The organism is Agromyces arachidis (assembly GCF_052805135.1).
This window is the reverse complement of sequence record NZ_JBRBDK010000008.1, coordinates 126,364-140,312: the sequence shown is the minus strand read 5'-3', so window position 1 is coordinate 140,312 and position 13,949 is coordinate 126,364. Positions and strand designations below refer to the sequence as shown.

Genomic DNA, 13,949 nt, shown 5'->3' with positions numbered 1-13,949 from the left:
CCTGCATGTTCTCGAAGATCCTGGTCGCCAATCGCGGAGAGATCGCCATCCGGGCGTTCCGCGCCGCCGTCGAGCTCGGGGCGAAGACGGTCGCCGTCTTCCCGTACGAGGACCGCAACTCGCTCCACCGGCTGAAGGCCGACGAGGCCTACCAGATCGGCGAGCCCGGTCATCCGGTGCGCGCCTACCTCGACGTCTCCGAGATCATCAGGGTCGCGAAGGAGTCGGGCGCCGACGCGATCTACCCCGGCTACGGATTCCTCTCCGAGAACCCCGAGCTCGCCCAGGCGGCCGCCGACGCGGGCATCACGTTCATCGGGCCGCCCACCAGGGTGCTCGAGATGGCCGGCAACAAGGTCACCGCGAAGGAGCAGGCGATCGCGGCCGGGGTCCCCGTGCTGAAGTCGACCGAACCGTCACAGGACGTCGAAGCGCTGCTCGCGCAGGCCGACGGCATCGGCTTCCCGATCTTCGCCAAGGCCGTCGCCGGCGGCGGCGGCCGCGGCATGCGTCGCGTCGACCGGCGCGAAGACCTCCGTCGCGCGCTCGAGGAGGCCATGCGCGAGGCCGACAGCGCGTTCGGCGACCCGACGATGTTCCTCGAGCAGGCGGTGCTGCGCCCGCGGCACATCGAGGTGCAGGTGCTGGCCGACGCCACCGGGGAGACCGTCCACCTCTTCGAGCGCGACTGCTCGGTGCAGCGTCGCCACCAGAAGGTCGTCGAGATCGCCCCGGCGCCGAACCTCTCCGACGACGTGCGCCAGGCGCTCTACCGCGACGCCGTCGCCTTCGCGCGGTCGATCGGCTACGTCAACGCCGGCACGGTCGAGTTCCTCCTCGACACCGCGGGCGAGCGGGCGGGCCAGCACGTCTTCATCGAGATGAACCCGCGCATCCAGGTCGAGCACACCGTGACCGAGGAGGTCACCGACGTCGACCTCGTCGTCGCGCAGATGCGCATCGCGGCGGGGGAGAGCCTGCACGACCTCGGCCTCACCCAGGACCGCATCCACCTGCGCGGAGCGGCGCTCCAGTGCCGCATCACCACCGAGGACCCGACGGCGAACTTCCGCCCCGACACCGGCAAGATCACCACCTACCGCTCGCCGGGCGGCGCCGGCATCCGCCTCGACGGCGGCACCGTGAACCCGGGCGCTCAGATCAGCCCGCACTTCGACTCCATGCTCGCCAAGCTCATCTGCCGCGGGCGCGACTACCAGCAGGCGGTCACGCGCACGAAGCGAGCGCTCGCGGAGTTCCGCATCCGTGGCGTCTCCACCAACATCCCGTTCCTCCAGGCGGTGATGGACGACCCGCATTTCATGAGCGGCGACCTCAGCACCTCGTTCATCGACGAGCGTCCGCAGCTCGTGCGCGGCCGGGTCTCGAAGGACCGCGGCACGAAGATCCTGAACTGGCTCGCCGACGTCACGGTGAACCAGCCCAACGGCCCCGCGCCGACCACGGTCGCGCCGGTGGACAAGCTGCCCGAGATCGACCTCTCCCAGCCGGCGCCGGATGGGGCGCGACAGCGGCTGCTCGAGCTCGGCCCGGCGGGATTCGCCGCGGCGCTGCGCGCGCAGACGCCCCTCGCCGTCACCGAGACGACCTTCCGGGATGCGCACCAGTCCCTGCTCGCGACCCGCGTGCGCACGCGGGATCTCGCGGCGGTCGCGCCGTACGTGTCTCGGATGACGCCCGAACTGCTCTCGGTCGAGGCCTGGGGCGGGGCGACCTACGACGTCGCGCTGCGCTTCCTGGGCGAGGACCCGTGGGAGCGGCTCGGGACGCTCCGCGAGGCGCTGCCGAACCTCAACATCCAGATGCTCCTTCGCGGCCGCAACACCGTCGGGTACACGCCCTACCCGACCGAGGTCACGGACGCCTTCGTGCAGGAGGCGGCGTCCACCGGCGTCGACATCTTCCGCATCTTCGATGCCCTCAACGACGTCTCGCAGATGCGGCCGGCGATCGAGGCGGTGCTCCAGACCGGCACCGCGGTCGCCGAGGTGGCGGTCTGCTACACCGGCGACCTGCTCGACCCGGCCGAGGACCTCTACACCCTCGACTACTACCTGCGGCTCGCCGACGACATCGTCGCCGCCGGTGCGCACGTGCTCGCCATCAAGGACATGGCGGGCCTGCTCCGCCCGGCCGCGGCGGAGAAGCTCGTCGGCGCCCTGCGCGAGCGCTTCGACCTGCCGGTGCACCTGCACACGCACGACACCGCGGGCGGCCAGCTCGCCACCCTCCTCGCGGCCAGCCGCGCCGGAGTCGACGCCGTCGACGTGGCGAGCGCGCCGATGGCGGGCACGACCAGCCAGCCGTCCGCATCGGCGCTCGTCGCCGCGCTGGCGCACACGGAGCGCGACACGGGGATCTCGCTCGACGCGGTGTCCGACCTGGAGCCCTACTGGGAGGCGGTCCGTCGACTCTACCGTCCGTTCGAGTCGGGCCTGCCGGGGCCCACGGGCCGCGTGTACCGGCACGAGATCCCGGGCGGCCAGCTCTCCAACCTCCGGCAGCAGGCCATCGCCCTCGGGCTCGCCGACGACTTCGAACTCATCGAGGACATGTACGCGGCGGCCAACGACATCCTCGGCCGCGTGCCGAAGGTCACGCCCTCGTCGAAGGTCGTCGGAGACCTGGCGCTGCACCTCGCCGCGGTGAAGGCCGACCCGGCCGACTTCGCCGCGAACCCGGAGAAGTACGACGTGCCAGACTCGGTCATCGGCTTCATGGCCGGCGAACTCGGCGACCTTCCCGGCGGGTGGCCCGAGCCGTTCCGTTCCAAGGTCCTCGCCGGTCGCGACGTGCGCATCGGTGTCACCGAACTCACGCACGCCCAGCGTCGAGGGCTCGCATCCGCGGGCCGGGAGCGGCAGGAACTCCTGAATTCCCTGCTCTTCCCGGCGCCCACGCGCCAGTTCGAGCAGATCCGCGAGCTGTTCGGCGACCTGTCCGTCCTCGACACGGCCGACTACCTCTACGGACTGCGGCCGGGTGCCGAGCACGTCGTCGAGATCGCCAAGGGCGTCCGCCTGTACGCCGGTCTCGAGGCGATCGGCGAAGCGGATGACAAGGGCATGCGCACCGTCATGACCATCCTGAACGGCCAGCTCCGGCCCGTCTTCGTGCGCGACCGCAGCATCACGGTGGAGACGCGTTCGGCCGAGAAGGCCGACCAGTCCCAGCCCGGTCACGTGGCGGCGCCGTTCTCCGGGGTGGTGACCCTGCAGGTCGAGGCGGGCAGCGAGGTCTCGGCAGGCCAGGCGGTGGCGTCCATCGAGGCGATGAAGATGGAGGCGGCGATCACGTCGGCGATCGGCGGCGTCGTCGAGCGGGTCGCGATTCCCAAGACCCAGCAGGTCGAGGCGGGTGATCTGCTCGTCGTCGTCCGGCCGATGTAGGGTGGGAGCGTTCCACTCGATGAGCGTTGGGCACTGACGAGGAGGGGAATCGTTGGCTGAGCACGACGGTCCGGAGGCCGCCAAGCGTCGCGCAGGTTCACGTTCCACCGCCCGAAAGGGCACCGAAGACCCGGCCGACCCCGTCGACGTGAGGGTCGACCTCCCACCCGCGCCGCCGCCGCAGATGCCGGACGACGAGGTCGCGGTCGCGATCGACGACGTGCCGGTCGACCCGGGAGGCCTCGGGTCCGCATCGATGTCGACGGCGTCGATCGAGCTGCACGACCCGGCGCTGCCGCACCGGCCGCGCGGGGCGGACGCCGCGCCCTACGGCGCACTGCTCGCTTCCGACGCGGCGCGGCTCCGTCGGAGCAGGGTCACGACGGAGACCGGAGCACACGTCGCGATGCTCGAGGAGGCGCCGCCCGCCTCGTCCCTCGATGCGCCGGAGACCGCCGAGTCGCTGACCGCCGACCGGCTGATCGACGTCAGTCGCACCATCCGTCCCGCGCCGCAGGGCGGATTCAACCGGCTCCTCTACGACGCGACCTTCCACCTCGTGAACCTCGGCGACTCGGCGAAGGTGCGCGCGCACCAGGCGCTGAGCGAGCGCATCCAGCGACGGTTCGACGGCGGCGCGCGGTTCGTGCCGGTGCTCACCCGCAAGGGCGGAGTCGGCAAGACCACCGTGACGACCCTGCTCGGCATGGCGCTGGCCGACGCACGCGACGACCGGGTGGTCGCCATCGACGCGAACCCGGACCGCGGCACCCTCGCCGAGCGGGTGGACCGTCAGACCCGTGAGACGGTGCGCGACGTCGTCGCCAAGGCACGGTCGATCGGCGGCTACACCGACTTCTCGCAGTTCGTCTCGCGTGACGAGACCCGACTCGACATCCTCGCCTCGGACACCGATCCGACTCTCTCGGAGGCGTTCGATGCGGCCGACTACGAGGTCGTCGCCGACCTCGCCGCGCAGTACTACTCGATCGTGCTCACCGATTGCGGAACCGGGATCGTCCATTCGGTGATGCGGGCGACCTTGAAGCGTGCCGACTCCATCGTGGTGGTCTCCGGCGGCAGCGTCGACGAGGCGCGGCTCGCGAGCGAGACGCTCACCTGGCTCGAGGCCAACGGTCACGGCGATCTCGTGCGCAACGCCATCGTGGCCATCAACCTCGCCACGCAGGGCACGCACCTCGTCAAGGTCGACGAGATCGAGGCCCACTTCCAGTCGCGCGTCCGCGAGATCGTCCGGGTTCCGTACGATCCGCAACTCGCGGCGGGCTCGGTGGTCCACTGGCGCGACCTCCGCCCGGTGACCCAGCTCTCAGCCCGCGAACTCGCCGCCCTCGTGGTGGAAGGCCTGCCCGTCGACCGCGGGCACTGATCTCGGAGCACCATTGCCGGACCGTCCCATTCGCCTGTTCGGCGACCCCGTCCTGAAGACCGTTTCCTCACCCGTCGAGCAGATCGACCAGCGCGTGCGCGCGCTCGTGGCCGACCTGGTCGACAGCGTCGGCCTGCCCGGTCGTGCCGGCGTCGCCGCACCGCAGATCGGCGTGAACCTCAGGGTGTTCAGCTACAACGTCGACGGCCGGATCGGCTACGTCGTCAACCCGGAGATCGTCGAGGTGTCGGGCGAGCCCGAACTCGTCGACGAGGGGTGCCTGTCGGTACCGGGACTCTGGCACAAGACGCCGCGGCATCCGTTCGCGCGGGTGCGCGGCACCGATCTGGAGGGCAACGAGATCGAACTGTCGGGGACCGGCCTGATGGCGCAGGCGCTGCAGCACGAGGTCGACCACCTCGACGGGCTGCTCTACCTCGACCGACTCGAGAAGGACGAACGGCGGGCGGCGATGCGCGCGGTCCGGGAGTCCGACTGGTTCTGACGGGTCACGCGCCGCGGCGTCGCGCCCGCACACGCGAAGGGCCCCGCGGCGGTGCCGCGGGGCCCTTCGACGTGCATCGGAAGGTCACTGCACGATCGAGTGCCCCTCGGTCGCGGGCGAACCGGAGTACATGCCCTCGATCTGCGTGTCGAAGTCCTGCAGGATCACGTTGCGCTTGATGCTCATCTTCGGCGTGAGGTGGCCGCTCGCCTCCGTGAACTCCGTCGGGAGGATCACGAACTTGCGGATCGACTCCGCCCGCGAGACCGTCTCATTGGCTGCGTCGATGGCGCGCTGGACCTCGGCGAGCACCGCCGGGTTCGCGGCGGCATCGTCCAGGCTCATGCCGGCGTCCTCGCCGTGGTTGTTCAGCCAGACCGGCAGCATCTCGGGATCGAGCGTCACGAGCGCGGAGATGAACGGCTTCTGGTCGCCGACGACGACGACCTGCCCGACGAGCGGGTTGGCCCGGATCGGGTCCTCGAGCGCCGCGGGAGCCACGTTCTTGCCGCCGGCGGTGACGATGATCTCCTTCTTGCGGCCGGTGATCGTGAGGAAGCCCTCGGCGTCGAAGGAGCCGATGTCACCGGTCTTGAACCAGTCGCCGTCGAAGACGGCGGCGGTGGCCTCGGGGTTCTTCCAGTACTCCTTGAAGACGTTGACGCCCTTCACCTCGATCTCGCCATCGGCCGCGAGTCGGACCGAGACGCCGGGAAGCGCCGGCCCGACCGTGCCGATCTTGGACTTGGTGGCGAGGTTCACCGTCGCGGGCGCGGTCGTCTCGGTCAGGCCGTAGCCCTCGAGGATGGTGATGCCGAGCGCGTGGTAGAAGTGGCCGAGGCGCGCGCCGAGCGGGGCGGAGCCGGAGACGGCGTACTTCACGTTGCCGCCCATCGCGGCGCGGAGCTTGGTGTACACCAGTCGGTCGAACAGGCGGAACCGCAGCTTGAGGCCGAGGGGGATCTTGCCCCCCGACTCCTGGGCGGTCGAGTACTCGACGGCGGTCGACGCCGCGGCGTGGAAGATCTTGCCCTTGCCCCCGGCCTCGGCCTTCTGCTCCGAGACGTTGTACACCTTCTCGAACACCCGCGGCACTGCGAGCAGGAAGGTCGGCTTGAAGCTCCCGAGGGAGGGAAGCAGCTGCTTCGTGTCGGGCTGGTGGCCGACCCGCACGCCCGAGTGGACGCACAGCACCGAGATGAATCGGGCGAAGATGTGGGCGGTGGTGATGAACAGGAGCGTCGAGGCGCCGTTGGGATCGGCCAGCACCTCCTTGAGCGCCACCGCGGCGTTGCGGGAGAGCTCGACGAAGTTGGAGTGCGTGAGGACGCAGCCCTTCGGGCGGCCCGTCGAGCCGGAGGTGTAGATGAGCGTGGCGATGTCGGAGCCCACCGCCAGGTTGCGGCGGCGCTCGATCTCCTCGTCGGGCACGTCGGCGCCCGAGGTCGCGAGCTTGTCGAGGTCGCCCAGGTCGATCTGCCAGACGTGGCGGATGGCGGGCAGGTCGGGGTGGACCTCGTCGAAGCGGGCGAAGTGATCGGCGGTCTCGACGATGATGGCGATCGCGCCCGAGTCGCCGAGGTTCCACTTGACCTGCGACGGGGAACTGGTCTCGTAGACGGGCACGAGCACCCCGCCCGCGAACCAGACGGCGAAGTCGATCAGCGTCCACTCGTACCGGGTCTTGCTCATGAGGCCGATCTTGTCGCCGGGCTGGATGCCCGCGGCGACCAGGCCCTTGGCGAGCCGGACGACCTGTTCGTGGAACTCGCGGGTCGTGACCGGGCTCCATCCGCCGTCGGCGGTGGGCAGGGAGAACAGCACCGAGTCGGGCGTGGCCTTCACGCGATCGACGAGCAGGTCGGTGGTGTTCGCGTCCGGGTCGGCGGGGACCAGCGGCGCAGTGGCGAATTCGGTCACGGTAGCTCCTTCGGCACCGGGAGGTCGCACACGCTGTCGGGGCCGCGCGAACCTCGGCATTGGGGTTGACTACACTCTAGTGCGTGCCGCGCGGCGCGTCCGCTGCGGTCCCACATCCCCGACCCCCTCCCGGAAGGCAGCGCCACGTGCACGCGATCGGCATCGACATCGGCGGCACGAAGATCGCCGGGGCAGTCGTCGACGACCTCGGCGCCATCGTGCGCAGCGAGCGCGTCCCCACCCCGGCGGGGGATTCCGCCGCGCTCGAGGACGCGGTCGTGGACATGATCCGGGCGCTCTCGACGTCCGGGCCGGTCGCCGCCGTCGGCGTCGCCGCGGCCGGCTTCATCGACGCCGCCCAGTCCACGGTGTACTACGCGCCGAACATCGACTGGCGCAACGAACCCTTCCGCGAGAAGCTCGAGGCCCGAGTGGGCACGACGGTGCTCGTCGAGAACGATGCGAACGCCGCGGGTTGGGCCGAGTTCCGCTTCGGCGCCGGCCGCATGGTGAGCGACATGGTGATGCTCACCATCGGCACGGGCGTCGGCGGCGCGATCGTCGCCGGGGATCGGTTGTTCCGCGGCGGCTTCGGCGCCGGCGCCGAGCTCGGGCACCTGCGGGTCGTTCCCGGGGGGATCGCCTGCGGCTGCGGCCAGCACGGCTGCCTCGAGCAGTACGGGTCGGGCCGGGCACTCATGCGCATGGCGAACGAGATCGCCGACGCCGGCGGCATCGGGCAGGCGCTCGCGCGCGCCCGCCAGGAGCACGGCGAGCTCGACGGCACGATCGTCGGCGGCCTGATCGCCGCCCACGACCCGGGGGCGCTCGCCGCCCTCCGGCAGCTCGGCCACTGGCTCGGCGCTGCCGCGGCAAGCCTGTCGGCCGTGCTGGACCCGCAGCGCTTCGTCTTCGGCGGCGGTGTGGCGGTGGCCGGGGAACTGCTGCTCGGGCCGGTGCGCGAGGCGTTCCTCGAGCACCTCCCGGCGCGCGGCTACCATCCCGAGCCCGACTTCGTGATCGCCGAGCTCGTCAACGACGCCGGCGTCGTGGGTGCGGCCGACCTGGCTCGCCGATGGGTCGAGGAGCACGCCTGACGCCCCGGCGCTAGGCTTGCTGGCGGGCGCGACGGACGGAGGAACTTCGGTGTTCTACTGGATCATGAAGCACATCGTGGTCGGGCCGATCCTCCTCGCGATCTTCCGTCCCTGGGTGATCGGCCTCGAGCACGTCCCCAAGCAGGGGCCGCTGATCCTCGCCTCCAACCACCTCTCCTTCATCGACTCGATCTTCCTGCCGCTCGTCGTCGACCGGCCGGTCGTCTTCCTCGCCAAGAGCGAGTACTTCACGGGGACCGGCCTCAAGGGCTGGGCCACCCGGCTGTTCTTCCAGGCCGCCGGGCAGTTGCCCATCGACCGCTCCGGCGGCAAGGCCTCCGAGGCCTCGCTCAACACCGGGCTCCGCGTGCTGCGCGAGGGGCGGATCCTCGGCATCTACCCCGAAGGCACGCGAAGCCCGGACGGCCGGCTCTACCGGGGGCGCACCGGCGTCGCCCGGATGGTGCTCGAAGCGGGCGTGCCCGTCGTTCCGGTCGCGATGATCGGCACCGCGGAGGTCATGCCGATCGGCACGCGGCTTCCGAAGGTGCGCCGCGTCGGCATCGTCTTCGGCGAGGCGCTGGACTTCAGTCGCTTCGAGGGGATGGAGGGCGACCGGTTCGTCCTGCGCTCCGTGACCGACGAGCTCGTGTACGACCTCCGGGCGCTGAGCGAGCAGGAGTACGTCGACGTGTACGCCAGTTCGGTGCGGGAGCAACGGGTCACGCAGGCGCGGTAGGCTGGAGGGCACGGCGTCGCGACGTGCGGCGCCGGTTTCGTTCCCTCGCGCCCCGTGCGCCCGAACCCTCCAGGACAGCCCCGTGGTACAGCTCGTCGAGCCGGTCGTGAACGCAGATCCCACCGTGATTGCCGGCCTCGACTATTGGCGCACCCTTCCGATCAAGCAGCAGCCGAACTGGCCCGACCCCGAGGCGGCCCACATGGCGTCAGCAGAGCTCGCGACGCTGCCGCCGCTCGTCTTCGCGGGCGAGGTCGACATGCTGCGCGACCGGCTCGCTGCGGCCTCCCGCGGCGAGGCCTTCCTGCTCCAGGGCGGCGACTGCGCCGAGACGTTCGCGGGGGCCACCGCCGACCAGATCCGCAACCGGGTGAAGACCGTGCTGCAGATGGCGGTCGTCCTGACCTACGGCGCCTCGATGCCGGTCGTCAAGATGGGCCGGATGGCGGGCCAGTTCGCCAAGCCGCGATCCAGCGACACCGAGACCCGGGGCGACGTCACGCTGCCCGCGTACCGCGGCGATATCGTCAACGGATACGACTTCACGCCCGAGTCGCGCGCCGCGGACCCGTCGCGCCTGCTGCAGGGCTACCACATGGCTGCGTCGACGCTGAACCTGATCCGTGCGTTCACACAGGGAGGGTTCGCCGACCTGCGCCAGGTGCACGCCTGGAACCAGGGCTTCGCCGCCAACCCCGCGAACGCGCGATACGAGAAGCTCGCCCGCGAGATCGATCGCGCCGTGAAGTTCATGGACGCGTGCGGGGCCGACTTCGACGAACTGAAGCGCACCGAGTTCTACACCGGTCACGAGGGGCTGCTCATGGACTACGAGCGGCCGATGACCCGGATCGACTCGCGGACCGGCACGCCGTACAACACCTCGGCGCACTTCATCTGGATCGGCGAGCGCACGCGCGAGCTCGACGGCGCGCACGTCGACTTCCTCTCGCGGGTGCGCAATCCCATCGGCGTGAAGCTGGGCCCGACGACGACGCCCGAGACGATGACCGAACTGATCGACAAGCTCGATCCCGACCGCGAGCCCGGGCGCCTGACGTTCATCACGCGCATGGGGGCCGGGCGGATCCGCGAGGCGCTGCCTCCGCTGCTCGAGGCCGTCAAGGGCTCCGACGCGAACCCGCTGTGGGTCACCGACCCGATGCACGGCAACGGCATCACCACGTCGACGGGCTACAAGACCCGACGCTTCGACGACGTCGTCGACGAGGTCCGCGGCTTCTTCGAGGCGCACCGCGCCGCCGGCACGTTCCCCGGCGGCATCCACGTCGAGCTGACGGGCGACGACGTGACGGAGTGCCTGGGCGGATCGGAGTACATCGACGAGGCGACGCTCGAGACGCGCTACGAGTCCCTGTGCGACCCGCGCCTGAACCACATGCAGTCGCTCGAGCTCGCGTTCCTCGTGGCCGAGGAGCTCGCCGCCCGCTGAGGTTCCGAGCCGCGCGGCGGACTCGCGGTGTCCACGGATGCCGCGACTCCGCCGCGGGACGCGAGCCGCGGGGCGGCGCGAGCCGCGGGGCGGCGCGAGCCGTGCCTAGGGCTCGAAGTTGACGGTGATCTCGGTGCCGCGCTTCACGCGCTCACCGGCCGCCGGGCTCTGCACGGAGGCGACCACGGCTCCCTCGAGGAACTGCGGGACGTTGGACGTGACGGCGAAGCCCAGCTCCTCGAGCTGCGTCCTCGCCTGCGCGATCGTCTGGCCGGTCACGACGTTGGGCACCTCGACCAGATCGGCCCCCTTCGAGACGGTGAGCCGCACGGTGTCGCCGGGGTTCATCGGGTCGTCGAGCCAATCGGCGGTGATGACCACGTCGACCGCGACGGCATCGTCGAACACCGGGTCGGCGAACTCGACGACCAGGCCGGCCTGCTCGAGGCGTGACTGCGCCTCGCCGACCGCCAGGCCCTCGACCGGGGGCACGGGGCCGACCGAGACCACCAGGCTCAGGCCGCCCCGCTCGGGGTAGGTGGCTGCGACCGGTGCGCCGTCGGCGTCGAGCACGGCGATGACCGAACCGGCCGCGACGTCGCCCGAGAACTGCGGGCTCGCCGTTTCGGCCACCGTGAAGGATTCGCCGAGCACCGCGCGCGCGTCGGCCTCCGGGGTGCCGATCACCTGCGGGACGTCGAGGATGCGGGGCCCGAGCGAGACGAACAGCTGCACGGTCGACCCGCGGCGCGCCTGGGCGCCGGCCCCGGGATCGGTCCCGGCCACCTGGCCGGCCGCGACCTCGGGATCGTTGCGCTCGGCGAGCTCGACGCGGAAGCCGGCCTCCTCGAGCACCTGGGTGGCGGCGTCGGGCGCGAGCGTCGCGGTCTCGGGGACGACCGCGAGCGACCCGGGGCCGGCGCCGAAGTACCAGCCGGTGCCCCCGGCCAGGCCGGCCAGGACGAGCACGAGCGCGAGCAGCCAGTAGCCCCGCCGGCGGCGGCGCTCCGCCGCCCGGGCGAGCACGGCGGCGTCGTCCTCGTCGGATCCGCCGGCCTCGGACGTCGCGACCGCGAGGGCGCCGACGCCGAGCACCCGCGTCTCGGCGGTCGGGTTCCGGTCGCCGACCTGGAGCACCATGGTCTCGTCCGGCACGGCGGGAGGCTGCGCCGGCCTCAGCTGCGGCTCGAGCTCGCGGAGGCGCTCGAGCATGATGCGCGCGTCGGCGGGACGCTGGTCGGGGTCGCGCGTGGTGGCCCAGAGCACCAGCTCGTCGAGCTCGGGGGGAACGGAGGGGTTGCGTTCGCTCGGCGCCGGAACCGAGTCGTTCGCGTGCTGGTAGGCGATCTGCATCGGCGCTTCGCCGACGTACGGTTGCTCGCCGGTGAGCATCTCGTACGTCATGATGCCGAGGGCGTAGAGGTCGCTGCGCGCGTCGGCGACGCCGCGCGTGACGAGCTCGGGGGAGAGGTAGGCGATGGTGCCCAGGAGTGCCTGGCCCGTGGCCGTGTTGGCGCTCGCGGCGCGCGCCAGCCCGAAGTCGCCCAGCTTGATCCGCCCGTCGTCGGCGAGCAGGACGTTCTCGGGCTTGAGGTCGCGGTGCACGATGCCGGCCTTGTGCGCGGCGGCGAGTCCGGAGAGGACGGCGTCGAGGATGTCGACGGTCTGCTCCGGCGTCAGGCGATGGTAGTCCTTCAGGAGGTCGCGCAGGGTGATCCCGGGAAGGTACTCCATCACGAGGTACGCCATGTCGGCGTCCTGGCCCTGGTCGAACACGTTCACCACGTTGGGGTGCGCGAGCCGGGCTGCCGACCGCGCTTCCTGGACGAATCGCGTCTTGAACGTGTTGTCGTCGGCCAGGTGGCCGTGCATGATCTTGATCGCGACGCGGCGCTCGAGGCGCAGGTCGGTCGCGAGGTACACCGTGGCCATGCCGCCGCGGGCGATCCGCGAGCGCACCTGATACCGGCCGTCGACGAGACGGCCGATCATCGGGTCGGCGGGCGGCGCGGTGGTCACCGTACGAGTGTACGAATCGGCGTATGCCGCATGCCGAACAAACGCCGGGGAAACGGAGGATCGCAACCCCATCGTGATCGGATGGACGGGGTCAGGCGAGCTCGTCGAGCCACGCCCTCGCTGACGCCTCCCACTTGGCGTAGTGGTGCGGGTGAGCGCTGTGCTGCACGGCCTGCGCGGCATCCGTGACCGACATGCCCTCCCACCCGTCGACGTCGAGCAGCCCCGGCGCGCTCCCGGCGGTGGGCGAGCCGGGCCCGCCGAAGAAGGCGCGAGCGGCATGCACCGGGTCGAGCACCTGCTCGGGCGTGCCCCAGCCCTGGCTCGGGCGCTGCTGGAACCGCCCGAGCGAGTCGCGGTCGCCGTGGCGGAGATTGTGCAGGCCCGACTCCTGCGCGGCCGCAGCGAGCGCCACGACGATCCCGCGGTCCGGCACCCCGAGTCCGCGGCCGACCTCGACGATCAGGCGCGCGTTCGCGCGCATGTCGTCGTCGAGCGCCGCGTCGAGGGACGCGGCGGCGGACGTGTCGGTCGTCGCGGGCCGCCGGACCACGAGGCGCTGCCCCGGGTGGATGAGGGTCTCGCGGTCGAGGTCGTTGAACTCGAGGAGGCGGGCGAGCGTGATCCCGTGGCTGACGGCGATGCCGATGAGCGTGTCGCCCTCGACCACCTCGTGGAAGGCGACGGCTGCGGGTGCGACCGCCGGCGCGCCGCCGCCCGGCCCGGGCAGGACGATGGACTGCCCGGGGAAGATCAGGCTGGCGCGATCGAGCCCGTTCGCGCGGAGCACGTCGTCGACCGCGAGGCCGTGTTCGACGGCGATGCCGCTCACGGTCTCACCCGGGGCGACGATGTGGCGCGCGATGCTCGGTCGCTCCGCGGTCCTCGCGCTCGTGGCCCCCGGAAGCGCGAGGCGCTGCCCGGGGAAGACGAGGCTCGACCAGCTCAGCCCGTTCTTCGCGAGGACCTCGGCGGTCGAGAGCCCGTAGCGCGCCGCGATGCCGCTCACCGTGTCGCCCTCGCGCACCGTGACCTCGGCGGGGACGTCGGCGGTTCCTGCAGCAAGGCGCACGGCGGCGGCCGGCGACGGCTTCGTCGCCTTCGGCTTGGGCATGCGCTTCACCGTCGCGGGGGCCGCCTCCGCCGGCTGGGCGAAGCCGAGCGTCACCGCGAGCGCACCGAGGATGGCGACGGGCACGGAGCGCATGCGTCGGATGCCCCGCGGGCGACGCGGCTCCGGCTCGTCGTCCTCCGCGCCGGCCGATGCGGTCCCCGGTTGCTGCGTGGTCATGCTCCCCCTCCGCGCTCGGGCGGATGCGGTCACCGTCTCACGCGGCTGCGGGCGAGTCAAACTCATCCGCGCGCGTCGCCCGCCCCGCCGGAAGGCGGTTCCGGTCGGCGCGGTCGGCGTGGCAG

Annotated in this window: 9 protein-coding genes; 6 read left to right on the top strand and 3 right to left on the bottom strand. The window is 71.6% G+C overall.

Annotated features, from left to right (window positions below; all coding sequences use genetic code 11):
• Nucleotides 1-5 precede the first annotated feature (5 nt).
• From ACUY4T_RS11915 to def, 3 genes are read left to right on the top strand one after another with little or no spacing between them, the layout of a single operon-like run.
• Nucleotides 6-3,410 carry a pyruvate carboxylase gene (locus tag ACUY4T_RS11915; protein ID WP_446019159.1) on the top strand — a complete coding sequence of 1,135 codons (3,405 nt, stop codon included), beginning with the start codon at nt 6-8 and terminating at the stop codon, nt 3,408-3,410.
• Between the two features lie 52 nt (nt 3,411-3,462).
• Nucleotides 3,463-4,800: a MinD/ParA family ATP-binding protein gene (locus ACUY4T_RS11910; RefSeq protein WP_446019158.1), complete on the top strand. Its 1,338-nt coding sequence runs from the start codon at nt 3,463-3,465 to the stop codon at nt 4,798-4,800.
• 13 nt (nt 4,801-4,813) lie between these two features.
• Nucleotides 4,814-5,305 (top strand): peptide deformylase, encoded by a 492-nt coding sequence (gene def, locus ACUY4T_RS11905; RefSeq protein WP_446019157.1) that lies wholly within the window; start codon nt 4,814-4,816, stop codon nt 5,303-5,305.
• An 84-nt stretch (nt 5,306-5,389) separates the two neighbouring features.
• Here the strand turns inward: def and ACUY4T_RS11900 are convergent, their stop codons facing one another.
• Nucleotides 5,390-7,225, bottom strand: coding sequence for an AMP-dependent synthetase/ligase (locus ACUY4T_RS11900; RefSeq protein WP_446019156.1), 1,836 nt, complete (start codon nt 7,223-7,225; stop codon nt 5,390-5,392).
• A gap of 146 nt (nt 7,226-7,371) precedes the next feature.
• On the opposite strand from ACUY4T_RS11900, the gene ACUY4T_RS11895 reads away from it, so the two are divergent.
• The 3 genes from ACUY4T_RS11895 to ACUY4T_RS11885 all read left to right on the top strand — a co-directional run bounded on the left by ACUY4T_RS11895 (nt 7,372) and on the right by ACUY4T_RS11885 (nt 10,514).
• The gene (locus ACUY4T_RS11895; protein ID WP_446019155.1) at nt 7,372-8,322 is read left to right on the top strand and encodes an ROK family glucokinase; all 951 of its coding nucleotides are present in this window, start codon (nt 7,372-7,374) and stop codon (nt 8,320-8,322) included.
• Between the two features lie 49 nt (nt 8,323-8,371).
• Nucleotides 8,372-9,061 (top strand): lysophospholipid acyltransferase family protein, encoded by a 690-nt coding sequence (locus ACUY4T_RS11890; RefSeq protein WP_446019154.1) that lies wholly within the window; start codon nt 8,372-8,374, stop codon nt 9,059-9,061.
• Between the two features lie 82 nt (nt 9,062-9,143).
• A complete protein-coding gene (locus ACUY4T_RS11885; protein ID WP_446019153.1) occupies nt 9,144-10,514 on the top strand; it encodes a class II 3-deoxy-7-phosphoheptulonate synthase in 1,371 nt (456 codons plus the stop codon).
• A gap of 105 nt (nt 10,515-10,619) precedes the next feature.
• On the opposite strand, the gene pknB is transcribed toward ACUY4T_RS11885, so the two are convergent.
• Together pknB and ACUY4T_RS11875 are read right to left on the bottom strand one after the other, a co-directional pair.
• On the bottom strand, nt 10,620-12,506 hold the full coding sequence (gene pknB / locus ACUY4T_RS11880; RefSeq protein ID WP_446019188.1) for a Stk1 family PASTA domain-containing Ser/Thr kinase: 1,887 nt from the start codon (nt 12,504-12,506) through the stop codon (nt 10,620-10,622).
• 118 nt (nt 12,507-12,624) lie between these two features.
• Complete coding sequence (locus ACUY4T_RS11875; RefSeq protein WP_446019152.1) at nt 12,625-13,824, bottom strand: LysM peptidoglycan-binding domain-containing protein; 1,200 nt, start codon at nt 13,822-13,824, stop codon at nt 12,625-12,627.
• Nucleotides 13,825-13,949 lie beyond the last annotated feature (125 nt).